The 22,649-nt window shown below is 38.3% G+C and carries 21 protein-coding genes and 1 pseudogene; 11 read left to right on the top strand and 11 right to left on the bottom strand.

The window, feature by feature from the left end:
- Positions 1 to 6: 6 nt before the first annotated feature.
- Positions 7 to 1,029 (bottom strand): S-methyl-5-thioribose-1-phosphate isomerase, encoded by a 1,023-nt coding sequence (mtnA, locus tag N7931_RS06050; protein ID WP_262792663.1) that lies wholly within the window; start codon positions 1,027 to 1,029, stop codon positions 7 to 9.
- 134 nt (positions 1,030 to 1,163) lie between these two features.
- Between mtnA and mtnK the strand changes: the two genes are divergently transcribed.
- The gene (mtnK, locus tag N7931_RS06045; RefSeq protein ID WP_262792662.1) at positions 1,164 to 2,375 is read left to right on the top strand and encodes an S-methyl-5-thioribose kinase; all 1,212 of its coding nucleotides are present in this window, start codon (positions 1,164 to 1,166) and stop codon (positions 2,373 to 2,375) included.
- 151 nt (positions 2,376 to 2,526) lie between these two features.
- Entirely contained in the window at positions 2,527 to 2,841 is a 315-nt protein-coding gene (gene yciH, locus N7931_RS06040) for a stress response translation initiation inhibitor YciH (RefSeq protein WP_262792661.1), read from the top strand.
- A gap of 119 nt (positions 2,842 to 2,960) precedes the next feature.
- Here yciH and N7931_RS06035 read toward each other — a convergent pair whose 3' ends face one another.
- The 5 genes from N7931_RS06035 to N7931_RS06015 all read right to left on the bottom strand — a co-directional run bounded on the left by N7931_RS06035 (position 2,961) and on the right by N7931_RS06015 (position 6,607).
- Positions 2,961 to 4,127 (bottom strand): permease, encoded by a 1,167-nt coding sequence (locus N7931_RS06035; RefSeq protein WP_262792660.1) that lies wholly within the window; start codon positions 4,125 to 4,127, stop codon positions 2,961 to 2,963.
- Positions 4,120 to 4,539: a MerR family transcriptional regulator gene (locus tag N7931_RS06030; protein ID WP_262792659.1), complete on the bottom strand. Its 420-nt coding sequence runs from the start codon at positions 4,537 to 4,539 to the stop codon at positions 4,120 to 4,122. Before N7931_RS06030 ends, N7931_RS06035 begins: the two co-directional genes overlap by 8 nt.
- An 85-nt stretch (positions 4,540 to 4,624) precedes the next feature.
- On the bottom strand, positions 4,625 to 5,131 hold the full coding sequence (locus N7931_RS06025; RefSeq protein WP_262792657.1) for a DUF3087 domain-containing protein: 507 nt from the start codon (positions 5,129 to 5,131) through the stop codon (positions 4,625 to 4,627).
- A 91-nt stretch (positions 5,132 to 5,222) separates the two neighbouring features.
- Entirely contained in the window at positions 5,223 to 5,711 is a 489-nt protein-coding gene (locus N7931_RS06020) for a peptidylprolyl isomerase (protein ID WP_262792655.1), read from the bottom strand.
- Between the two features lie 101 nt (positions 5,712 to 5,812).
- Positions 5,813 to 6,607 carry a peptidylprolyl isomerase gene (locus N7931_RS06015; RefSeq protein ID WP_262792654.1) on the bottom strand — a complete coding sequence of 265 codons (795 nt, stop codon included), beginning with the start codon at positions 6,605 to 6,607 and terminating at the stop codon, positions 5,813 to 5,815.
- Between the two features lie 191 nt (positions 6,608 to 6,798).
- On the opposite strand from N7931_RS06015, the gene ubiE reads away from it, so the two are divergent.
- The 4 genes from ubiE (at position 6,799) to N7931_RS05995 (ending at position 10,825) form a co-directional block, all read left to right on the top strand.
- The gene (gene ubiE / locus N7931_RS06010; RefSeq protein ID WP_262792652.1) at positions 6,799 to 7,554 is read left to right on the top strand and encodes a bifunctional demethylmenaquinone methyltransferase/2-methoxy-6-polyprenyl-1,4-benzoquinol methylase UbiE; all 756 of its coding nucleotides are present in this window, start codon (positions 6,799 to 6,801) and stop codon (positions 7,552 to 7,554) included.
- Positions 7,554 to 8,177, top strand: coding sequence for an SCP2 domain-containing protein (locus N7931_RS06005; protein ID WP_262792650.1), 624 nt, complete (start codon positions 7,554 to 7,556; stop codon positions 8,175 to 8,177). The genes ubiE and N7931_RS06005 overlap by 1 nt, the downstream gene beginning before the upstream one ends.
- On the top strand, positions 8,174 to 9,802 hold the full coding sequence (gene ubiB / locus N7931_RS06000) for a ubiquinone biosynthesis regulatory protein kinase UbiB (protein ID WP_262792649.1): 1,629 nt from the start codon (positions 8,174 to 8,176) through the stop codon (positions 9,800 to 9,802). The genes N7931_RS06005 and ubiB overlap by 4 nt, the downstream gene beginning before the upstream one ends.
- Before the next feature lie 153 nt (positions 9,803 to 9,955).
- Positions 9,956 to 10,825, top strand: coding sequence for a YicC/YloC family endoribonuclease (locus N7931_RS05995; protein ID WP_262792647.1), 870 nt, complete (start codon positions 9,956 to 9,958; stop codon positions 10,823 to 10,825).
- 146 nt (positions 10,826 to 10,971) lie between these two features.
- On the opposite strand, the pseudogene N7931_RS05990 reads toward N7931_RS05995, so the two are convergent.
- A pseudogene (locus N7931_RS05990) lies at positions 10,972 to 11,277 on the bottom strand (GreA/GreB family elongation factor); the annotation flags it as partial.
- Positions 11,278 to 11,530: 253 nt separating this feature from the next.
- Between N7931_RS05990 and N7931_RS05985 the strand changes: the two are divergent.
- From N7931_RS05985 to N7931_RS05975, 3 genes are read left to right on the top strand one after another with little or no spacing between them, the layout of a single operon-like run.
- Entirely contained in the window at positions 11,531 to 12,019 is a 489-nt protein-coding gene (locus N7931_RS05985; protein WP_262792646.1) for an RNA polymerase sigma factor, read from the top strand.
- A gap of 11 nt (positions 12,020 to 12,030) precedes the next feature.
- A complete protein-coding gene (locus N7931_RS05980; protein ID WP_262792645.1) occupies positions 12,031 to 13,014 on the top strand; it encodes a FecR family protein in 984 nt (327 codons plus the stop codon).
- Positions 13,001 to 15,862: a TonB-dependent receptor gene (locus N7931_RS05975; RefSeq protein ID WP_262792644.1), complete on the top strand. Its 2,862-nt coding sequence runs from the start codon at positions 13,001 to 13,003 to the stop codon at positions 15,860 to 15,862. The genes N7931_RS05980 and N7931_RS05975 overlap by 14 nt, the downstream gene beginning before the upstream one ends.
- 84 nt (positions 15,863 to 15,946) lie before the next feature.
- On the opposite strand, the gene N7931_RS05970 is transcribed toward N7931_RS05975, so the two are convergent.
- From N7931_RS05970 to N7931_RS05960, 3 genes are all read right to left on the bottom strand, one after another.
- Positions 15,947 to 18,076: a phosphatase PAP2 family protein gene (locus tag N7931_RS05970; protein WP_262792642.1), complete on the bottom strand. Its 2,130-nt coding sequence runs from the start codon at positions 18,074 to 18,076 to the stop codon at positions 15,947 to 15,949.
- A 208-nt stretch (positions 18,077 to 18,284) separates the two neighbouring features.
- On the bottom strand, positions 18,285 to 18,632 hold the full coding sequence (locus tag N7931_RS05965; RefSeq protein ID WP_262792640.1) for a ribonuclease E inhibitor RraB: 348 nt from the start codon (positions 18,630 to 18,632) through the stop codon (positions 18,285 to 18,287).
- Between the two features lie 84 nt (positions 18,633 to 18,716).
- A complete protein-coding gene (locus tag N7931_RS05960; RefSeq protein WP_262792639.1) occupies positions 18,717 to 19,199 on the bottom strand; it encodes a CreA family protein in 483 nt (160 codons plus the stop codon).
- Between the two features lie 161 nt (positions 19,200 to 19,360).
- Here N7931_RS05960 and N7931_RS05955 point away from each other — a divergent pair, with 161 nt between their 5' ends.
- Positions 19,361 to 20,263 carry a class I SAM-dependent methyltransferase gene (locus N7931_RS05955; RefSeq protein WP_262792638.1) on the top strand — a complete coding sequence of 301 codons (903 nt, stop codon included), beginning with the start codon at positions 19,361 to 19,363 and terminating at the stop codon, positions 20,261 to 20,263.
- A 251-nt stretch (positions 20,264 to 20,514) separates the two neighbouring features.
- Complete coding sequence (locus N7931_RS05950; RefSeq protein WP_262792636.1) at positions 20,515 to 21,069, top strand: TMEM165/GDT1 family protein; 555 nt, start codon at positions 20,515 to 20,517, stop codon at positions 21,067 to 21,069.
- Here the strand turns inward: N7931_RS05950 and glpD are convergent.
- A complete protein-coding gene (glpD, locus tag N7931_RS05945) occupies positions 21,066 to 22,610 on the bottom strand; it encodes a glycerol-3-phosphate dehydrogenase (protein ID WP_262792634.1) in 1,545 nt (514 codons plus the stop codon). The two genes, N7931_RS05950 and glpD, sit on opposite strands and share 4 nt — an antisense overlap.
- Positions 22,611 to 22,649 lie beyond the last annotated feature (39 nt).

Here is a 22,649-nt window from a genome sequence, read left to right as displayed (position 1 = left end):
TAATTTTTATAACGTTTTAAGCACGCCAGTTTGAATATCATTTTGGTTATAAACACCGCTTTCTAAAATCCAGCCGGTGACTAATTTTGCTGGGGTGACATCAAATGCCGGATTATACACGGCTGCTTTTTCTGGCGACCAGCTTACACTGCCAAATGCTGCATTTATGCCTTTTATTTCGTTTGGGTCTCTTTGTTCAATCGGAATTGATTGACCATTTGGGCAAGCTGGATCAACCGTTGTGCTGGGGGCAACAACATAAAACGGCACATTATGGTAATGCGCTAACACAGCTAACGAGTATGTACCTACTTTATTGGCAAAATCGCCATTGGCTGCGATTCTGTCTGCGCCCACCAAAATCATATCCACCTCGCCTTGAGCCATTAAACAGGCCGCCATGCTATCGCAAATAATTTTGTAAGCGACCCCTGCCTGCTCCATTTCCCATGCGGTTAAACGACCACCTTGAAGTAGTGGGCGGGTTTCATCTACCCAAACTTGAATATTTTTATTTTGCTGATGTGCAGTTGTGATAACGCCAATAGCTGTGCCGACTCCGGCTGTGGCTAAGCTACCAGTATTACAGTGCGTTAAAATTTTGGCATTGGGTTTAACTAACTCGGCACCATGTTGTGCCATTTTTCGGCACAGTTGAATATCTTCTTCAAAAATATTAATACTAATCTGGCTAACTTTTTCGGCTAAATGGCCGGCTGTTATTGCTGCTTTTAACCTGTCCAGATAATTCATTAAATTAACCGCAGTGGGGCGCGACGCTCTTAGTTTTTCTAAACTGTGTAATAATGTTTGCTGGTTGGCACCTTGCTCGGCTAAGTGTCCAATCCAAATCGCCGCGGCAATACCAATTAAAGGTGCACCACGAATGGCTAATGATTTGATATGTGCAATCAGTTGGTCATCATTCTCTACTTTATGCCATTGGCTTTGATGTGGCAGGTGGCGTTGATCTAAAATATAAAGTTCAGCATTTTGGTATTTGAGACTGGTTGCAATTAGGTTTTTCATATAAGCCGATAAATAAATTGAATTTAGGGCGCTATTTTGCCAACATCATTACCAATTTTACAGAGGCTATTGATATAATTTAGCCTGCCTTTTCATCTTATTTGTATTCATATTATTTAGCTCTGGAGCCAACAATGGGGCAATACCGTATTTTTAACGAAGCCGATGCATTAGTTTATGCAAGCGATCAGCTTGATTTTTTTCCCGCAGATGCAGATTTAACAGCAACCGAATTTGGCGATGGTAATTTAAATTTGGTTTTTAAAGTAACAGACCAAAACAGCAAACAATCCGTTATTCTTAAACAAGCGCTGCCTTATGCGCGCTGTGTTGGTGAGAGCTGGCCATTAAGTACCGACAGAGCCAGAATTGAAGCTCAGGTTTTACAAATTCATGGTGAGATTTGCCCAGAGCATACGGTTAAAATTTTAAAGTTTGATGAGCCGCTGTCTTTAATGGCGATGGAAGATTTATCTGATCATCAAATTTGGCGAGCCGCTTTAATTGACGGCAAACAGCATCCAAATACAGGCAAGCATATTGCGCGTTATTTAGCTAAAACTTTATTTTATACCTCTGATTTTTATTTAGATCCTAAAGTTAAAAAAGCTAAAGTGGCTCAGTTTATTAATCCTGATTTGTGTTTAATTACCGAAGATTTATTTTTTACAGACCCATATCGTGAACATGAACGAAATAGCTTTAACGCTTTGATAGAAAAAGATGTGTTGGCATTACGTGAAGACTTTGCGTTGCAAAGTAAAGTGGCGGCATTAAAGTATAAATTTTTGAATCATGCTGAAGCGTTATTACATGGTGATGTACACAGCGGCAGTATTTTTGTCACTGCAACCAGCACCAAAGTGATTGATGCTGAGTTTGGTTATTATGGGCCAATCGGCTTTGATGTCGGTTCGCCAATTGGTAATTTATTGCTTAACTATGCAGGCCAGATTGGTTTAAATGATTTACCAACTGCTAAAGCATTTCAGGCTTATTTATGTACCCAAATTAGCCAGTTATGGCAGACATTTGAAACTGAATTTACCCGCTTATTAAATGAAGAAACAACCGATGTTGCATTTAAACTGGATGAATTTCAGCACAAAATGATTCAGCAAATTTTTATTGATGCTATTGGTTTTGCTGGAACTGAGTTAATTCGCCGGACAATTGGTTTGGCGCATGTAGCTGATATTATGAATATTGAAGATACTGCGGTGAGGGCTAAATCAGAGCGTTTGGCGCTGGCATTAGGTCGGGCTTTAGTGATGCAGGCTGAGCAATTTGAAACCATAGATGATGTGCTGGATTGTGTAAATTTAGTGAGTAAAAAATTTCTTTAACCTAACCTCTGGTTGATTCCTTTTTAACTCATTTGATAAAACAAATTTTAGCTCGACATTTATGCCGTTAAAGATATTAGCGCAACGGCTATAGTTGGGATTTTAAACCACGATTTTACTTAGCAAAAAAAATTGGTTATACGAGGTAATTATGTCATTAGTTTACAGTACAGATGGCGGTCGGATTAAACCGGAAAAAGAGCAGGAAGAAGCACAAACTTTTAGTGATGGCTTTGTTCGGATCCGTCGTGAAACCGCAGGACGAAAAGGTAAAGGGGTGATTACAGTTGCCGGTTTACCATTAGTTGGTGATGAGCTTAAAAAACTTGCTCAGGTATTAAAAAAGAAATGCGGAACGGGTGGTTCAGTGAAAGACGGGATTATCGAAATTCAAGGCGATAAACGTGACGTGATTAAAGCTGAACTTGAAAAGCAGGGTTATAAAGTTAAATTAGCAGGTGGCTAATAGACCCATTTAATTATTTATTGAACTAATGTGCAACTTGGCTTGGCATAAAAATAAAAGGCGATTTATAAATCGCCTTTTTAGTATTGGTTATAGCTAAGATAAACGCATTAAAAATTTTAAGCGAAATTATTTAATAGCCAGCCAATAAATAAAATTTGAGGCACAGTAACAAGTGGTAAAAATAACGCTATTTTCCAGCTTTTCATTGTGTCTTTTATCGCCATAATTTCTGTATAGTCAGTTGATGCCCCAGCCATTAAAAAGGTAAATGCATTGCCCGGTGCATTTGCTCTGGTGACTAAATCGGCCGCAATTGGAGTTGAACCCTCTGAGCATACTTCAATAATGGTAGCGGCTAATAAGGTTAATAATAAACCGACAGAAGTTGCACCAAACCAAGTTTCAAAAATATCCATTGGCACAAAAGCTCGTAAAAATGCAACTAATACCACGCCAAAAAATATCCAGCGCATAACCATTTTGCTGCCCACTAAACCATCTTTAAGCATAGTGATGTAGGCTTTAGCTGAATGGTCTGCTTCCTTAAATAAACGCTTTACATCACTTTTTAAATGGTAATCGTCCGGTAAATCGGTTTTATTTGGATTAGTCGGCACAATGCCTTTCATTTCTAGCTTGTCAAAAATAATACCGCTCACCCAAGCTATCACCATTGAAAATACAATAAATGACAAAGTTAATTTTAAGCCGACTAAACCGATTAAAATTAAAGTTAAGGTAAATGAGTTCCAAGGGCTAGCGATTAAAAATGCCATGACCTGACCTAAACTGGCTCCGCGCTCGTATAATTTCATCGCAACCATTAGGATGCCGTGATTACATAAATCCAGCATCACACCAGCAAGAGTAGCTCTAACAATACCTTGTTTAGTATGGCCTTTACCTAATACTGAAATGATCACTTCGCGCGGTATTCGGTTTAACCAGCCAACCAAGACAATACCTAATAATAACCCCCACCACATGGCATTAAACATCTCAAACGAGGTATCGGCCATCGTATTTAACCAGTTTGGCAAGTTAAGTTCAGTCACTTGGTTATTAATTAAATATAACGCATAGGTGATACTAACAAAGGCAATTGAGCTGTACATCATCCAGTCGATAGAGCCTTTTTTTTCTGGTGGACAGCAAGCATCCTGATGTTGATGATCGGTTGGTTTTGGTGCACAACAACTGCTAGTGGTTGGTTTGGGTTCACTTGCACAGCAGCTTGTGCTGGTTTTTTCTTTTTTTGGGGTTGGATCGCAGCAACTACTCATGGGTAAAATCTCCTGCAAAGTTTTCAATTAGATGACAAATGTGATCACCTGTCGGATTACAATTAGGTTGTGCCTGCCAGCTTTGCATGGCAGTTTTCATTTGCTGATAAGTCGCCTGCATTTGAGCAATTTGTTGTTCAGTTTCAACTAAGCGTTTTGCCATAATTTCACGAACTTGAGGGCAGGGCGATTGGCCGTGTATTGACTGCTCAATAATCAGCTTAATGTCGGCAAGAGAGAAACCTAATGATTTAGCTCGCAAGATAAATTTTAGGCGCTGTTCATGCTGGTTATTAAACACCTTGTAGCCATTATTTGGATCGCGCTCAGGGCTTAACAAACCAAATTTAACATAGTGACGGATAGTATCCGGGTTAACTTTGAATTTTTTGGCTAACTCAGCAACTGTCATTAGTGTCTCCAATTGTTCAACATAATGACAGTATAAAGCTGGGTGTTACTCACAGGTCAAGCAAAGTGATTAAATAATTTTCAATTTAGAAGTTATGTAGATCATCAGCCGAAAATTCGGTTTTGTTTAGTTCAAGGCTTAGCTCATTGGCTTTGGTATCTAACTTGGCTTGCCAGATGGTGAGTTCATCAATGGTGATGGTATTGTCGTCTAACTGCCACAACTGGCGACACCCTTGATAATAATAGTGCAGGATTTGCATTGCATTTATATTGTTATCATCAGCAGCCTGACGCACTTTTTTTAATTTTCGGGTGATTAAATTTAATGAATGTTTGAGCTGCCAAACATAATACACCTCGCGCATATAAGGGTGATGTTTAGTTTTGTTTAATACAATGGCAATGACAATACAGCTAATAATTACACCAGTTAAATTCCAGTGAAAATGGCTGCCGGATGGATCTGGAAATAGCGCAATTAGCCCTTGCGCAATGCCTAAACTACCAATAGTTAAACTGGCTATACAGGCAATAATGACTCGGTTTAAATGACTTCGATAAGTGATTTTATCTATTTTTTGTAGCTGCATATTTATGGTTTAACGCGTTGTTCAAATAAGTCCAGCCTGCTTGTAATATATGGAGGTAAAGTCAGGCTGATAGTTTTTTATTAACTACTTTTTAGTGATGATGACCACCAACACCATGAGCATGGCCATGTGAAATTTCATCAGCCGTTGCCTGACGCACATCTTGTACTGTTAGCTCAAAAGTTAAAGTTTTACCTGCAAGTGGTGGATTGGTATCTACCGTTACCATGAATTTTCCACTTTTAATTACAGTAACCTGACGTTGGCCGCGTTCGGTATTTACAATCGCAACCATACCCGGTTTCCATACTTTTGCCCCTTGTAAATGTTTAGCTGGAATACGCTGAATCGCTTCTTCACTTTCGTTACGTAGGCCGTAAGTTTCTTCTGGTGGTAGAGTGACACTGAATGAATCACCGGCTTGTTTGCCTTCTAATGCTTTTTCAACACCCGGCATCATATTGTTGTGGCCGTGTAAATAAGCAATAGGCGTTTCGCCCTGATTGCTTTCTAATTGCTGGCCTTGTTCGTCTGAAATTGTATAGTTAAATTGAACAACTGAATCTTTAGTGATTTGCATGAATAATTCCCGTGCAAGAATAGGTTTATATAATTGTGCCGAATCATATCAAATCGGCACAATTTACGGGAATTAAAATTTGATTTGTTTTTTTATGTGCTTTAGCGCTTTAACTTACGCAGGCCAAATAAGCTTAATAAAACTGCTAACAAGCCAAAGCCGAAACTACCGCCAGAAGATTCACTTGGCTCGTAAGTGCTAAGTGGTGGATTTAAATCTGCCGCTGTGTCTTCATTAACATCGGTTACGGTAATGCTTTCTACTTTTACAAAATTATCGAGTGTAACTGATACTTCGTTTTCAGCATCTGTCTCGGTATAATCTTGCAGTGGAGCTGCTGAAAATGGTGACCCTAAATTATAAATAGGTAAATCAGCAATGCTATCTACGGTTTCCATGCCATAGCCTGTGACTTCTCCAAATACAGTAAATCCACCATTTTGGTTATCTAAATTAGATGAATTATCTGCAAGGTTAATAAACCAACCACTGGTTGCGCTGTTTTCGTCACCGCCTAATTTTGCCATTGCAATTGTACCGCGGACATTAGAATAAACGGGTTCATTAATAACTGGTGCATTGGTTTCAACTGATTTTATTTGTAATTCGGTGGTTGTTTCGCCGTCTTCCGTTACTTCAACTTCCCGAATTTTGTATCCGCCAGACTGAATAATAAACCCACTTACTGAGCGGTGAATAATATTGGTTTCAAACTCACCAGACTCCACATAACTTAAAAAGTTTGCGACGGTTTCTGGTGTGGTTTTATCGTATAGGTTAACTTCAAAATCGCCCTGACTGGTTTTAATTAAAACAATGGTTGCCTGAGCCGCAGGCATAACAGATAAAGAAAGTGCTAAGCCAGCTAATGCCGCTTTAAAATTTAAATTTTTCAATGGATACCCCTTATGATTTTGGGGTACTTTAATTCAGCTTAAATTTAAGCTCTATAGCAGGTTACAATTGACAACAATTTCAGCCAAATAGCAGAAAATTTTGTTTATTTGATCAATCACCAAAAACTAGATTCAAAAATGCCTGCTAAATCAGTTACACTAAGCCTAATTTGCAAACAGAGCGTACTGATATGTCGGACAATTCAGAAAATACAACCCATTTTGGTTATCAAACCGTCAATAAAGAAGAAAAAGTAGGTAAGGTCGCTGAAGTTTTTCATTCCGTAGCAGCCAAATACGACATTATGAATGATTTAATGTCGATGGGCATTCACCGTATTTGGAAGCGTCATACCATTGCTTGTGCAGGTGCGCGCCCTGGCAATAAAGTATTAGATTTAGCAGGTGGAACGGGTGACTTAACCGCTAAATTTTCACGTATTGTTGGTGAAAACGGGCAGGTTGTTTTAGCCGATATTAACGAGTCAATGTTAAGAGTTGGGCGAGATAAACTACGTGACTTGGGAATCGTTGGCAATGTTGAATATGTATTAGCCAATGCAGAAGAACTGCCTTTTGCAGATAATAGTTTTGATATCGTCACGATTGCTTTTGGGCTTAGAAACGTCACCGACAAAGATAAAGCGCTTGCTTCAATTTATCGTGTACTTAAACCGGGCGGGCGTTTATTGGTGCTCGAGTTTTCAAAACCGACCACTGAAGGCTTATCTAAAATTTATGACTGGTATTCATTTAACTTGCTGCCAACTATGGGCAAGCTAGTGACTAATGATGCCGACAGTTACCAGTATTTAGCTGAATCTATTCGTATGCATCCAGATCAAGAAACTTTAAAAAGCATGATGGAAAATGCAGAGTTTGAAGAAGTGACTTATCAAAACCTGACTGGCGGCATTGTTGCTTTGCACAAAGGATACAAATTTTAATGCCAACAGCCAGCCTAGTGAGTGGACTGATCGAACACAGTATTAACTATTGGTTAAAAACCAGTGGTCACAACAGCTCAGCCCCTAAAAAACTGACAGGAAAAATATTTGCAATAGAGCTAACTGATCTTTCGCTTGTTTTAGTGATGCAAATAAATGAGCAAGGGTTATTAAATGTGTATTCACCGCTGGAAGGCTCCGCCGACTGTACGATTAAAACCAGTTTAGCTGGGCTGCAAAAGTTACAACAACCGGAACAAATTACAGCGCTCATTAAAGCTGGTGAAGTTGATATTGATGGCGACGTGAGCTTAGCTCAGCAGTTTTCAGACTGGTTAAAAGGCAGCTTAATTTATTGGCAGGATATTTTAGCCAGCTTTACTGGTGATATTGCCGCGCATCACTTGAGTGAAATCGCGCAGCAAACCAAGCAACTTGCCAGTCAAAAATCAGCAGATGCCAAACGCATATTTTCGCATATTGTTTGGGATGAAAAACGTTTAGCGCCAAATCCACTTGAGTTAGAAGAGTTTGCTACTCAGGTGCAGCAAACTCGTCAGGCTGCGGATAGGCTCAGCGCTAAAATTCAACAATTAACTCAAAAGATAGAAGCAAAGTCGTGAGTATCTGGCGTTTTTATATCATCTTAAAAACTTTATTAACCTACGGGTTAGATGAACTTATTCCTGAACGTTTTCAAAAATGGCATTTTAAATTAGCGCGTAACTGTATTTTCTGGTTAAGAAACCGCTACCCGAATGAGCCAGTAGAAGTACGTTTACGTTTAGCGTTGCAATCACTAGGTCCGGTTTTTATTAAATTTGGCCAAATGTTATCAACCCGCCGCGACTTATTACCGCCAGAAATTGCTAACGAGCTTAAATTTTTACAAGATAAAGTAAGCCCGTTTGATGGCGAGCAAGCTAAGCAATTAATTGAAAAAGCTTGGAAAGTTGAATCACTAGATCAATATTTAGCTCATTTTGAAGTTGAGCCGCTGGCTTCTGCTTCAATTGCGCAGGTGCATACCGCAAAATTAAAAGATGATATTAATTTTGCTCACAAAGATATTGTGATTAAAGTCATTCGCCCCAAAATTGCCGAAACCATGCGGGCCGATGTTGAATTAATGAAAACCATGGCGCGTTTATTGGCTAAATTATTACCAGACGGAAAACGCCTGCGCCCTGTTGAAGTGATTCGGGAATATCAAAAAACGCTATTTGATGAGCTTGATTTAATGCGCGAAGCGGCTAACACCATTCAGCTAAAACGCAACTTTGCCGACTCTGATTCACTTTATGTGCCAGCGGTTTATTCTGATTTATGCCGTAATAATGTGATGGTGATGGAACGCATTTATGGGATTCCGGTTGGCGATATCGCTGCGCTTGAAGCACAAAATACCAATATGAAGTTATTGGCAGAACGCGGTGTTGAAATATTTTTTACCCAGGTATTTCGTGATAGTTTTTTCCATGCAGATATGCATCCGGGTAATATATTTGTATCGCGTGAAAATCCCCAAAACCCTATGTATATCGGGATTGACTGCGGTATAGTCGGCACTTTAAATAAAAACGACAAACGCTATTTAGCCGATAATTTTATTGCGTTTTTTAATCGTGATTACCGCAAAGTAGCTGAACTACACGTTGATTCAGGCTGGGTACCAAGAGATACCAATGTTGAAGATTTTGAGTTTGCGATCCGCACAGTATGCGAACCCATTTTTGAAAAACCGCTTGCTGAAATCTCGTTCGGCCATGTGTTATTAAACCTATTTAATACGGCGCGACGTTTCCAGATGGAAGTGCAGCCGCAATTAGTTTTGTTGCAAAAAACACTACTTTATATTGAAGGCCTTGGCCGCCAGCTTTATCCTCAGCTTGATTTATGGAAAACCGCTAAACCTTTCTTAGAAAACTGGGTTCAACAGCAAGTTGGGTTACCGGCAATATTTAGATCGGTTAAAGAAAATGCGCCTTTTTGGGGCGAAAAACTGCCTGAGTTACCGGATTTGATTTACGATGCTTTAAAACATCAAAGGCAGCAGCAAGATCAACAGCAAGCTTTATTAAATTTATTACAGCAACAAAAACAGCAGCAGAATAAATTGCTTCCACAAATTGGGCACTTAGCTGCATTATCGGCTGTACTGATTTATTGTTTTAAAGACAACTTACATTTGAGTTTGGCATTATTAGCCGTAGCTGTGGTTTGCTGGACATTATCCAAACGTAAATAGAATTTAAACCAATCACTTTTTGTAATTAGAGCTAAAAATAATACAAAAATTGTAGGTTGTTCTTTAGAACGAAAAAAAGACAAAATTTAAAAAAAGCTGCGGAGGCAACCCCCGCAACGCGAAATTAATCATTAAACAATTTAAGAGATTATCATGGCAATTCACAGCATGACGGCATTTGCGCGTCGCGAAAAAAAATCTGAGTGGGGCACATTCACTTGGGAAGTTCGTTCAGTTAATCAAAGATATTTAGAAACCTATTTCAGGTTACCTGAACAGTTTCGTGGCCTTGAAGCTGTTTTACGTGAAAAAGTACGCCAAGCAATGCAGCGCGGAAAATTAGAAATTAATTTGCGCATCACCGACACAGATAAAAGCGTAGGCAATTTAACGCTTAATCAAAACTTAGTTGCGCAGCTATGTAAACACGCACAGCAAATCCAGCAACAGTTACCGGACTCACAAATAAACCCGGTAGACATTATGCGTTGGCCCGGTGTAATGCAAGCCGAAGAGCAAGATGTTGATGCACAACAAGCCGAATTATTAGCTGAATTTGATTTAACTATTCAGGACTTTCTAGCTGCAAGAGCAAGTGAAGGTGCAAACCTAAAAGCCTTAATTGAGCAAAGGCTAACAGGCATTGCAGAGCAAGTTGAAATTGTTCGCGGTGAAATGCCAGAAGTTTTAAAATGGCAACGTGAACGACTTGAGACCAAGCTTGCAGACTTGAAAGAGCAAGTAGACGAAACCCGCATAGAGCAAGAGTTAATCATGCTTGCCCAACGAATAGACGTTGCAGAAGAACTTGATCGCTTAGACTCACACATTAAAGAAACTAGCGGAAAAATTCTTAAAAAAGGTGGCGCATGCGGCCGCCGCCTAGACTTTATGATGCAAGAATTTAACCGCGAAGCCAACACACTCGCCTCTAAATCAATTAACACCACAGTGACCAACGCAGCAGTTGAAGTTAAGGTATTAATTGAACAGATGCGTGAGCAGATCCAGAATATTGAATAATATTTTATTGAATTTAAATATTTTCAACATACTGAAAAGCCTAACTTTTGTTAGGTTTTTTTGTTTTTAGTGCTCTATGGTAAACGCTAAAGTTATGAATAAATGGTGACTAATTTGACTCGTCATCACTTATTTCTAACGCAAATTTATTTAATCTCTATATCATAACTAATTGCATTGATATACCAGACTTTTTTGCCTTCGGGTGTTTGTACTATGGCTTCATCATCTATTTGTTTGCCGAGTAGGGCTCGGGACATCGGGGAGTCGATAGATGAATAATCTTTGCTGCCGTAAATTTCATCCAGGCCGACGATTCTGAATTTTAAGGTTTTACTATCATCATTTTCTATTTCACCCCAAGCGCCAAAATAGACGTTTCCGGTTTGCTGTGGGTTGTAGTCTACAATTTTTAATAATTCTAAGTGTTTTTGTAAGTATCTGAACTGTCTTTAAATTCCTCTTAATTTAGCTGTATTATATTTTTATTAAAAACTGTAACGGTTTACTTTCTTGGTATTAGAAGCATTTAGGAATGTTGGTGTCATGATATTGTAAGCCCCCCGAGCATCTAATTGGATACTCGAGTCTAAAAGGTCAGCAAAACTAAGATAGTATAGTTTTATCCAATATTGACAAAAATATGTCATATATTTCCCTTAGAATAGGTCGGCTAAGCTTGGTAAAAAGGCAAGTTATGCCAGTATGAATAAATTAAAATCTTCTTTTGATAATTTAGTCACGACTCACTCATTTGAACAGCAACTCACTCGTTATTTAAATCGACATGCGGATAACCCTGACGAAGCAGCGGATATTTATCAAGAATCAGTCGTGCGGGTATTAGAGCAAGCTAAACAAACTCAGATTAATAATCCGATAGCTTATGTTATTCAGATTGCCAAAAGTCTACTCATTAAAAATAAAATTGGCGTATTTGAGGTGTTAGAAGACACTGAATGTAGCCAACCATCACCAGAAGATACGCTGGCCAGTGAACAAAAAATGAAATTGATTGAACAAAGTTTATTGCAAATGCCTACGCTACGGCGTGAAGTTTTTACATTAAGGAGAATTCAGGGAGAAAGTCGGCAACAAATTGCGCTTAAACTTAATTTATCTGAGGCTGCAGTATCAAAGCATTTAACTCGTGCTATGGCTGATATTCAAAGCCATATAGATACTTATTTGTAATTGGGGGCCAGATGAATCACAACGAACCAACGGAATATCAAATTTACCATCAAGCAGCCGAATGGTTAGATAAACTGTCTGATGGAGAATTAGATAGTTTGAGCAAGCGTCGCTTTTACAACTGGCTTAAACAATCCCCAAACAATCAGAAAGTAATGACGGCGATGTTAGTTAGTTGGAATAGTCCGCAGTTAACTCAAGCTGTAAATAATATTCGACAGCAAAATACATTTTCTATTCAGCACTATATTACAACTAAAAAATGGTTAGTAGCTCCTGTATTGGCAATTTGTGTGTTAGCGCTTAGTGTTAATTTTTGGCAGGTTCAACCCATACAGGATGTTGAAACACAGTACCAGTTTGTTACTCAGATTGCTCAAAATAAAACTTCAGTCTTAAATGATGGCAGTGTAATCGATGTTGGAGCTGATAGTCAGTTAGATGTGAGTTTGCAGCAGGATATACGGTTGATTAAATTAAAACAGGGGTTAGCTTATTTTTCGGTTGCGAAAGATAAGACCCGACCGTTTCAAGTGAATATCGGGGCCGCAAGAGTTGTAGCTGTTGGTACTGAGTTTCATGTTGAGCGTAATCGAAACTTTACTCTGGTTAGTGTGTATGAGGGAGCTGTGGAGGTTAGGGCTGCTGAGAATGGGCATACCAGTTTATTAAAGGCGGGAGAGCGCATCAAGATTGCTAACAATCAGTTATCTGATATTGAAACATTCGAGCATATCGTTGATTGGCGCTATGGTTGGTTAGAACTCAATAATGAGCCGCTCGGTTATTTAGTTGAACATTTAAATCGATACTCAGATAAGCCAATTGTAATTGCTCCTAAGCTTGAAAAAATAAGAGTTGCTGGACGTTTTCCGTTTAAACAAACTCAACAAAGTTTAGCTATGTTAACTCAGGCTTATGTATTAAGTTTAAATTCTGAATCAGATTATATTTACCTGACTCCAAATAATGAACAACAAAGTGTTGAAAATTAATTGGCTTGGTTGTTTTGTATTTATTTACTGTTTTAATTTTTCAGTACCGGTTTATGCAAACAATCAAGTAAATAAATTTAACTTAAATATACAAAGCCAGCACTTAGGGAAAGCGTTATTAGTATTTGCAAGACAAACAAAGCAAGCAATTATTTTCGATCCTATCCAGCTTAACTCAGTAAATGCTGAAGCATTAAACGGTGTTTTTTCAATTGCGGATGCACTTTCCATTCTATTGAATAATACAGAATTTGAGGCTGTTAAATTAAACGGCGCTTGGGTCATCCAACATAAGGTCCCACCTGAACTTGACGTCACTATTACACCAGTGCAACAGTTAACAAAACAAAAAACATTAATGGAAGAAGTTACGGTTGTTGCTAGCTATGCTGATAGTGTTAAACAGGCATTAAAACAAAAGCAAGTATCGGCACAAAACAAAGATATTATTCTGGCTTCTGAAATGGATCAATTTCCGGCACTTAATTTAGCTGATGCGCTTAATCGAATGCCGGGGGTATCAGTAGAACGTGACCGAGGTGAAGCTCTATTTGTCAGTGTACGAGGTTTACCTAGCCAGTTTAACCATTTAACTATTAACGGACATCGGATTGCTAGTAATGAAAATGTTCGAACTTCAACTCAATATGGTCGTAGGTTCCATTATGATATCTTGCCTGCTGAATTGATTGAGTCTGTATCAATAAATAAAACCCCGGTTGCAGAGCAAGCTTATAGTTCGATAGGCGCCACAGTCGATCTTAAAACTTTTACTCCGGTTGGTAGCAGATGGGCTCAAAATAAGGTGAAGTTTTCGGTAAGTCAGTCAGAGCTAACCGATCAGTTAAATCCAAGGTTTTCTTTATGGACAAACTGGCTCAATTCACAAGAAAATGCTGGTGTATCCTTTTCTTTAGCTTATTCGAAGCGCTCAATTAGACAAGATAGAGCTTTATCATTTGACTGGAATATAATTGAACAAACAGATTTTTTAGCAGAACCTATTGTTTATGCTGCAACTTTACGGCCAACTCTGGAGTTTGAGCAAAGGGAAAACTGGGGTATAAACACAAGTGCATTTTGGCAATTTAGCCAGTCTAGCCTGCATTTCAATTGGTTATCTTTACATAAAGATATTGATTATCAAGAATTTGCTTATAGTGCAGATTATCAGTTTGATTTACTCGAATCTGACTCCTTGGGATTTGAGCAGCAAGTTTTAAATCAAGGAAATACAACAAAAGGTAGTGTGCAAATAAGTGCTGAAACCGCAGGTATGTTGGATACAGTAAATACTTTTTCTTTACAATATAAAACCGAGCTAAACTCATGGCTATTATTTACTGATTTTGCATCTTCTAAAGCCGAAAGTATTAATGATGAGCCAATTCAAAGAACTCGGCTAAGGTTGGACAATTCGGTAGAATTTAGCTTTATTTACCCCCGAGGAAATGGACAAAAATTACCGATAATAGAATATAAATCTCTTGATTTAACTGACCCAACTATGTTTCCTGGTAGGCGACTGGAATGGCGTTTGAATAAAATTAATGATTCTCAAAATACAGTGTCGCTAAAACTCATAAAAAATATAGATAATTATTTTATCGATGAAATTAAGTTTGGTATTGAATACAACTGGCACAGCCGGTTTTATCAAAGACGAGACCGTATTATTAGTAACGGAATTGAAGGTCAGTATTTTTCAGCTGATTATTTTAACCTGCAAAAAGCACACTTTTTAGCTGAGGCTAACACGAGTTTACCCGACTTATGGTTGCTACCTGACACCCAGACATTTTGGCAAAATATTGACTTAATTGCTTTAAAACAAAGTGAATCACTACCTGCAGATTTAGCTAATTCTTACCATATCACCGAAAAAAATTATAGTGGTTTTGCTCAGGTTGAATTTGAATATAGTCGCCTCTGGGGTAATTTAGGGCTAAGGGCTAGCAGTTCAAGTGTTATTAGTCAGGGATATCATTTGAATTCGATGCAGAATAAGGCGCTAGCAGTTAAATTTAATAACCAATACCAGAATTTATTACCTGCTTTAAATTTGGTTTTTGCAATTGATAATAATTGGCAGTGGCGCGTTGCTCTGGCTAAAACATTAAGTCACCCTGATTTACCAGACTTATCACCTCGCTTAACTTTTAACTCTGGTGATATTAAAACAGCAATAAAAGGTAACCCTTATTTAAAGCCCACTCAGGCATGGCAAATTGATTTTGGATTACACTATTATGGCTTAGGTAATCGCTATTACGGCGTGAATGGATTTATCAAACAATTAAAAAATTTTGTACAACCAGCTTATTTTAACGCTGAATTCGATGGTGATAATTATTGGGTTGAATCGACCAGTAATGGCGCAGAAGCAGAGGTTAAAGGGATAGAGTTGATTGCGCAGCAAAGTTTTTATGATCTATTAACTGAAAATAGCGAATTAGGTTTTAGCCTCAACCTAACTTTAACTGCTTCAAATGCTCAATATATTTACCCACAACAGACTATTAATAACGAGCTAGCGGGTGTAGCTAAGAATACTTTTAATGCAGAGTTGTTTTACCTATTTAACCAATGGGCTTTTCGAGCTAATTATAATTATACCAGTGATATTCTGCTGGAAATTTCTCAAAGCAATCAACCAGCTCGATATAAAAATCATTTTGGCTTTTTAGGTAGCCGAATCAGTTATCAGTTAAATGATAAAGCTAATTTATTTATTGAAGGCACCAATTTACTTAATCAATCTGAAAGTGAATATGTTTTAAACGGATATTTTACTAACTACTCTTACTATGGTCGCACTTTTAGTGTTGGTATTCAGTTTGGTTTTTAAAGATAAATAAGCCTGAATAAAAATTTCAGGCTTATTGAAAACCTTAAAAGTTTTAAGGTTGAGTTCTATCAAAAAACTTTTAAATTAATTGGTGCTTACAGTCGCAATAACCTGAGTATCTGTATATTGTAAGCTCACGCTGTAGCCCTGTGCTGTTACCTGATTAAATTCACCGGCAATTTGGGCGCCCGAAATTAATGTAATTTGAGTGCCAGATTCAATCGGAAAGTTGGTAAAATCAATGACTAAATCGGCATTTTCGAGATAAACCGTGTTTTGAGCAATGATCTGGCTTTGGTCTGCATCCATTATTAAGTGTAATTGACCAGCATCAATCGTTAGTTGATTAACACTAAGCGAACCTTGTGAATCAACCATCAAAGTCCCCCCTTGCTGATAAACGTCTCCATTGCCAAATGCAGTTGGCGATTCAGCTTCAAGTGTGCCGTATTTTAATACAGTGCCGCCAGAGTAACTATTATCGCCAGTTAAAGTTAACATGCCTGAACCCGCTTTAGTTAACATTCCTGCGCCAGAAATATCATTACGCCACCAGTCATGCTCACTAAATCCTCCTTCGCTAGCATCCATAATTACAGTAACATCACCTAAAAATGCACCGTAGCCATCAGCAGCGGTTACTAAATCAATTCGTCCCCAGCCATTGGTGTTGTCTAAAATCGGATATCCGGAATCAATTTCTGTGGTATATAGCACTGAACGACGCTGTGCCGCTGTTAAATAAGGTTGACGAGATTCAAGCAGGAGTTCCGCACCTGCAGGGACAATTGGATCTTGCCCAGCTTTTTGTGGATCTTGAGTAAAGCCATAAGTTAATCTTGAGCGGTATAATGCTTTATTTGCATCATGATCTGCCCAATCATTATTGTTATAAACCGATGTTCGGACTTTGTCGCCATTGATTAATCCTGCTGGCTCTTCAACATTTTGGTGAGCGTATTCATATAAGCTCATACCTACTGCTTGTGCCTTCTCACCAAAATAAGATTGAGCTTTTTGATAAGCCGCTTGGGCATCAGCATAAATATGAGACTGGCTTAAACCAAATGCAGCCACAGCTGTTGCATGGATTCGGCCACCTATAACGTCAACGGGCGAATGCATGCCTGCTAAAATTCGGCTTTCACCTAATTGAGAAGCCCTCGTTAACATTTCTGAATATCTTTGCGGCAAAGCGTAAGCATAAGCAAATGCAGCTAAATAACCAGCATTGGTATGGCCACTTGGGTAACCACCGTCTTTACGGCGATTTTCAGTTTCATCTGTATATAAACCTTTTTGTACGTAGCTGTCGCTATGCATACGGCGCGCACAAATTAATCCTGGGACAACTTTTACATTTGTTGTATATGTATCAACTATATATTCGCCTGTATCTCCCGAGGGGGTGGTACAAGAGTAGGCTTTTTCTGTTCCAGTAAATTCAACGGCACCACTATCATTCATTCTCCAAGGTCTAGGAGTGGAATAAATATATTTTGATGCACTGGTTGATGCAGGAGACGCTTGGCGGAAATCAAAAACTAGTTGATAAATGGCTCCCAGCTCAGTATCCGCACTGCCTGCATAAATAATATTATCATTGTGGTCAGGTAAATAATGTTCATCTTCTAATACTTGAGCTAATGTTGGCTCATTCAATTCAACATAAGCACCTGAGTTTGCAACATAATCTTCAGTTAGTGGACCATAACCATCAATTACGCTGTAATTCTTACTGCGTCTGTCATCTAAAAAAGCAGAAATGGTTTGTTCATCACTACGGTTGTTTGTAACATCAACAACATATTGAATATTATGTTGCCATGCATCAGCGTCAATTATTGGGTTTTCAACATATTGATCGGGGCCATTTCCGCTGGCATTTTGTTGATAACCTTCAGCAGTACCATACCAGATATCATTAATCCCATTTAAGATATGAGCAATTGGGTTTTCATTAATATTATATCTGTAATCAGAATTAGCATTATTTTCTGCGTTTAAAACTGTTGGACGAGGATATACCGAGTCTGGAGCATCTACTTGGTGCTCAGCACCCAAGCCTGTTGGTATTAAAGGTTTATTAACTTGTTGTTGATCTGTATTAGTATCATCGTCTTCCAAGCTAATTTCACATGCAGTTAAATTAACCACTAACCCAACTAAAATAGCTTGAGTTAAGTGTTTTTTCTTGAAAATTGAAGAGGGCATATTTGTCTTCCTATCGTTATTAGTTAAAGTTTCCGATTAGGTAGAGCAAATAAAATAAAAAACAGGACAGCTAAAAACAAAGTTTAACTGAAACTTAAAATAAACTTCGGTTAAACTTTATTTAAATGTCATTTTTATTTAATAAATAAAAAGTTTTGAACGCTTATTGAACACTTTGTTAATAATACTAGCTTTTATATAGAGCAGATTAAGCAACAATCTCTGCGCCCCAACCATCAGAATAGCCTTTATTACTTTCAACACATGCAGTGAAAATTTCATCAATTTGGCTGATAGTTTGATGATCCGGAACAATGGTTAAACTGGCAACCAGCTCAACTCCGCCGCCTAATTCCGGCTTTTGAATGTTAACCTGATCAAAATGCTGACCGGATAAATCTAACTGTTTTACCTTTGCTAAAACCGCTTCAGCAGTTTCTTTAAACTCAAATGCGGCATAAAAATCAATTTGCATTGGTTGGCTTAAATCTATGCCTTCTGCTGCCATTTCAGCTAAAATTTGTCCGCTTTCGTCATCTGGGAATTGGCTTGTCATTGTTGTTTTACTCTTTACTGATAATCTGTTTTCTGCACCGGATTTTAACATAGCTAACAGACAAAGTAGTTAGCTATTTATTTGCTAAATTTGGGTTTGAGCGGTTTTTTGATAAGCCGCTGTACCCCAAAGTGGCACTGTGGATAAACTATGTTTAAAACTGCCGGATGTTTCTTTAGTGGAATAAGAAACATACATTAAGGTTTGGCTTTTAGGATCGTAAATCCGGCGAATTTTCATTGATTTAAAAAAGATACTTTTTGATTTTTTAAAAACAATATTGCCAGATTTACTTTTATCAATTTGCGCTATCATAGCCGGAGTGATTTCACCTGTTTGACGGCAGGAAATTGAACTGTCACTTGGATCGGCCAAGCTTAAATCAGCTTCAATTGAGGCGATATGACAAGTAACACCGGTGACAATTGGATCGTTTAAAATTTCAATTTTTATATCTTTAGTGGTAAATAAACCCAGTGAAACATCACCGACTTCGTTGTCGCTACAAGCGCTCAGCGCTGCGGTTAAAGCGAAAGCTGTACAAAGCTTTTTCCAAAATTGAGTCATTTATTCTCTCCTTAAAAACGGTGTTTTTAGCCTGCTAAGCACGCATAAAAAACAAACATCAAAACATGATAAAACAAATACTATCATTGTTTGTTAGAATAGCGCCGCAATTTTTAAACTCGCAGCAAAAGTTAAATCACAACTAAATAAGATAAAAATTCATGTTAGAGCATTTAAATTTACCTGAATCTACTCAAACTCAAAGATTATTTCATGGTCGTGGCCATGCTTATGCCGGATTTGAGCATATTTGCATTGACTGGTTTGCGCCCGTTATTTTGATTACGGCTTATAAAGCTATAGAAGCTGATTTGCTGGCGCAATTAGTTACATTTTTTAGCCAACCTAATGATTTTGTTAAATCTATTCAGTATCAGCAAAGATATTTACCACAAGCTCCGGTCAGTGTGATTTGGGGTGACGAGATTAGTGAATTACAACTGAACGAAAACGGGCTTAAATATCATGCAACTTTAGGTCGTTCACAAAATCATGGTTTGTTTTTAGATATGGCTTTAGGTCGGGCTTGGGTGCGGGAACAAAGCCAGAATAAAGCGGTACTTAATTTATTTGCTTACACTTGCGGTTTTTCCATTGCAGCACATGCTGGCGGTGCCAGAAAAATAGTGAATTTGGATATGAGCAAAGCTGCACTTAAACGGGGTCGGGATAACCATTTATTAAATCAGCAAGACCCGAGCATAGTTCAGTTTGAGGCGGTGGATTTGTTTAAATCTTTTGGTCGGGTGCGTAAACATGGACCTTACGATTTGGTGATTTGTGATCCGCCAGCTTTTCAAAAGGGCAGTGTTAATATTGAGCGTGACTATAAAAAAATTATTCGCCGCTTACCCGAATTTTGTCAGGATCAGGCCTTAGTGATGTTGTGTTTAAATTCGCCGGATTTAGATCAACAATTTTTATCTGATACTGTGGCTGAATATTGTCCTCAGTGCCAATTTATTGAAAACATACCTGCGCCTGATATTTTTAAAGAAGCAATGGCGGGTAAAGGGCTAAAAATTCAGGTATATCGATTTAACGCGATAAAAACCAGTAATTGAGTTTTGTTCATTTAATTGTATAATGTGATTTCTCTCTTGGGGGAGTAGCCAACTTAACTCGATTCTCTATATGCCACGGAGATCGTTGAGAAAGCTTGTCAACATATTTGAGCCTCATTGCTCATGGCAAGTTTGTGATTTTTATACAAATTAGTATGAAGTTACTGGCGAGACCTAAGACAAATAACCACCCATGATGGCGGGAGGTGGCTGTTTGTCTTTGGTTATTAACTTCCCGCCTGGTATCTTTAATGGAAGCTTTATTTACTTCAACTCTTTCTGTCGCAATTGCTGAAATGGGCGACAAAACTCAGCTGTTATCTTTACTACTTGCCGCAAAATTCCGTAATAAATTAGCCATTGTGATGGGTATTTTGGTTGCTACTTTAATTAACCATGCCGTTTCGGCTTGGTTTGGGGTATGGCTTGCCAAATTTTTACAAGATGGTTGGGGTGTCTGGTTACTCGGTGGGAGTTTTATTGCTGTCGGTTTATGGTTATTAATCCCAGATAAAGATGAAGAAACCGACAACCGATTTGATAAATATGGTGCTTTTGTGGTTTCGGCTATTTTGTTTTTTGTCGCCGAAATTGGTGACAAAACTCAAATTGCGACAGTTTTGTTAGGTGCGCAATTTCAATCCACTTTAATGGTTACAATTGGCACGACGGTTGGTATGTTATTGGCTAACGTGCCGGTTATTTATGCCGGTGATAAGCTAATGAAAAAAATCCCACTTAATTTAACCCGCTTAATTGCTGCCGCTATTTTTATTATTGTTGGTATCGTTTCTATTTTGGTTTAGTAAATAGCAGAGGTTAAATAATTTTGAATTTGAGTTTTTTCAAAGTTATTTAACCGCAACCCTAATTTAGTTCGTCGCCAGATAACATCCTCTAATGTTTGCGCCCACTCATTTTGAATCAAATAATCCAACTCAATTTGGTAAAAGTGCTGAGCAAAACAGCGGCCAAGGTCGGCAGTTTGTTTTACATCTGCCAATATTTGATAGCTCAATGTACCATAGCTGCGAACAAAGCGTTTGAGCATAGGTTTGGGCAAATAATTAAAATCTGACTCTAGTTGTTTTTGTAGCTCGTTGTGATTATTAAAATCACCACCGGGTAAAATTTCGGTTTTGCTAATGCAGGGATTTATATTTGGAAAATAGTCGCTGAGTTTATCTAATGCCGACTGAGCTAATTTACGATAAGTGGTAATTTTGCCACCAAATACACTTAATAAAGGTAAGTTATTGGCGCATTTGCTTAACTCTAAATGATAATCACGGCTTACCGCTTGGGCTTTATGGTTTGGCTTATTGTGTTCGTGCTGTGCGATGGCGGATGCGATTAATGGGCGGACACCAGAATAAGTATGGACAATGTCTATTAAGCCTAATTTGCAATTAAAGTGTTGATTAACCACAGTTAATAAATATTCAATTTCGTTTTGATCAATATTCACCGCCGCCGGATCGCCCTGATAATCAACATCGGTTGTGCCGATTAATGAAAAATCCTGTTCGTATGGAATCACAAATACAATGCGTTTATCTGTATGCTGTAAAATATAAGCCTGTTCCTGCTGATGTATTTTAGGCACAATAATATGGCTGCCTTTTACTAAACGCACCGCTTGCGGCGATGTTTGTTCAAATACCTGCCCAAATAAATTTTCAACCCACGGGCCTGCTGCATTCACTAATGCTTTGGCGGTTAAGTTGATGAGTTTAGGTGTGTGCTCAGAGGTTAAATCGGCAAGCTGAACTTGCCAACCAGATTGTAAAGGGCTTGCTTTAACACATTGATGGCGGGTTAAAACAGTCGCCCCTTTTTGAGCGGCGGACATGGCATTTAATACGACTAAACGAGCATCATCTACCCACACATCTGAGTATTCAAACCCTTTTTTAAAGTTAGGTTTAAGCACGCTATTTTTGTCAAACCGAATGAATTTAGAGGCGGGTAACCTGTCTCTTTTTGCTAGATGGTCATATAAAAATAAGCCAAGGCGAATTAACCATGCCGGACGTAAACTGGCTTGATGTGGCAAATAAAACCGCAGAGGCCACATAATATGAGGTGACTTATTTAATAAAACTTCACGCTCTGCAAGTGCCTCTTTTACCAGCCTAAATTCATAATATTCTAAATACCGCAAGCCGCCGTGAATTAATTTGGTACTGGCCGATGAGGTTGCTGAGGCTAAATCACCTTGCTCACAAAGCAATACTTTAAGCCCTCGTCCGGCAGCATCATTAGCGATCCCGACACCGTTAATTCCGCCGCCAATAACGATTAGATCCCATACAATATCATTAAGCTCTGTTTGGTTTATTTGCATTAGCTTAAACAGCCGTATTGAACCTTAAAATAAATTAAG

The sequence above is a fragment of the Catenovulum sp. 2E275 genome (assembly GCF_025515275.1).
Lineage (GTDB): Bacteria > Pseudomonadota > Gammaproteobacteria > Enterobacterales > Alteromonadaceae > Catenovulum.
This window is presented reverse-complemented; position numbering and strand designations above follow the sequence as displayed.

Coding starts and splice junctions, on each gene's coding strand:
- N7931_RS06030 (WP_262792659.1), bottom strand. CDS start 4,539: ATGACAGTTGCTGAGTTAGCCAAAAAATTCAAAGTTAACCCGGATACT.
- glpD (WP_262792634.1), bottom strand. CDS start 22,610: ATGCAAATAAACCAAACAGAGCTTAATGATATTGTATGGGATCTAATC.
- N7931_RS05995 (WP_262792647.1), top strand. CDS start 9,956: ATGGCAATTCACAGCATGACGGCATTTGCGCGTCGCGAAAAAAAATCT.
- N7931_RS05955 (WP_262792638.1), top strand. CDS start 19,361: ATGTTAGAGCATTTAAATTTACCTGAATCTACTCAAACTCAAAGATTA.
- mtnA (WP_262792663.1), bottom strand. CDS start 1,029: ATGAAAAACCTAATTGCAACCAGTCTCAAATACCAAAATGCTGAACTT.
- N7931_RS06005 (WP_262792650.1), top strand. CDS start 7,554: ATGCCAACAGCCAGCCTAGTGAGTGGACTGATCGAACACAGTATTAAC.
- N7931_RS06035 (WP_262792660.1), bottom strand. CDS start 4,127: ATGAGTAGTTGCTGCGATCCAACCCCAAAAAAAGAAAAAACCAGCACA.
- N7931_RS05980 (WP_262792645.1), top strand. CDS start 12,031: ATGAATCACAACGAACCAACGGAATATCAAATTTACCATCAAGCAGCC.
- N7931_RS05950 (WP_262792636.1), top strand. CDS start 20,515: ATGGAAGCTTTATTTACTTCAACTCTTTCTGTCGCAATTGCTGAAATG.
- N7931_RS06020 (WP_262792655.1), bottom strand. CDS start 5,711: ATGCAAATCACTAAAGATTCAGTTGTTCAATTTAACTATACAATTTCA.
- N7931_RS05965 (WP_262792640.1), bottom strand. CDS start 18,632: ATGACAAGCCAATTCCCAGATGACGAAAGCGGACAAATTTTAGCTGAA.
- N7931_RS05985 (WP_262792646.1), top strand. CDS start 11,531: ATGAATAAATTAAAATCTTCTTTTGATAATTTAGTCACGACTCACTCA.
- mtnK (WP_262792662.1), top strand. CDS start 1,164: ATGGGGCAATACCGTATTTTTAACGAAGCCGATGCATTAGTTTATGCA.
- yciH (WP_262792661.1), top strand. CDS start 2,527: ATGTCATTAGTTTACAGTACAGATGGCGGTCGGATTAAACCGGAAAAA.
- N7931_RS06025 (WP_262792657.1), bottom strand. CDS start 5,131: ATGCAGCTACAAAAAATAGATAAAATCACTTATCGAAGTCATTTAAAC.
- ubiE (WP_262792652.1), top strand. CDS start 6,799: ATGTCGGACAATTCAGAAAATACAACCCATTTTGGTTATCAAACCGTC.
- N7931_RS05960 (WP_262792639.1), bottom strand. CDS start 19,199: ATGACTCAATTTTGGAAAAAGCTTTGTACAGCTTTCGCTTTAACCGCA.
- N7931_RS05970 (WP_262792642.1), bottom strand. CDS start 18,076: ATGCCCTCTTCAATTTTCAAGAAAAAACACTTAACTCAAGCTATTTTA.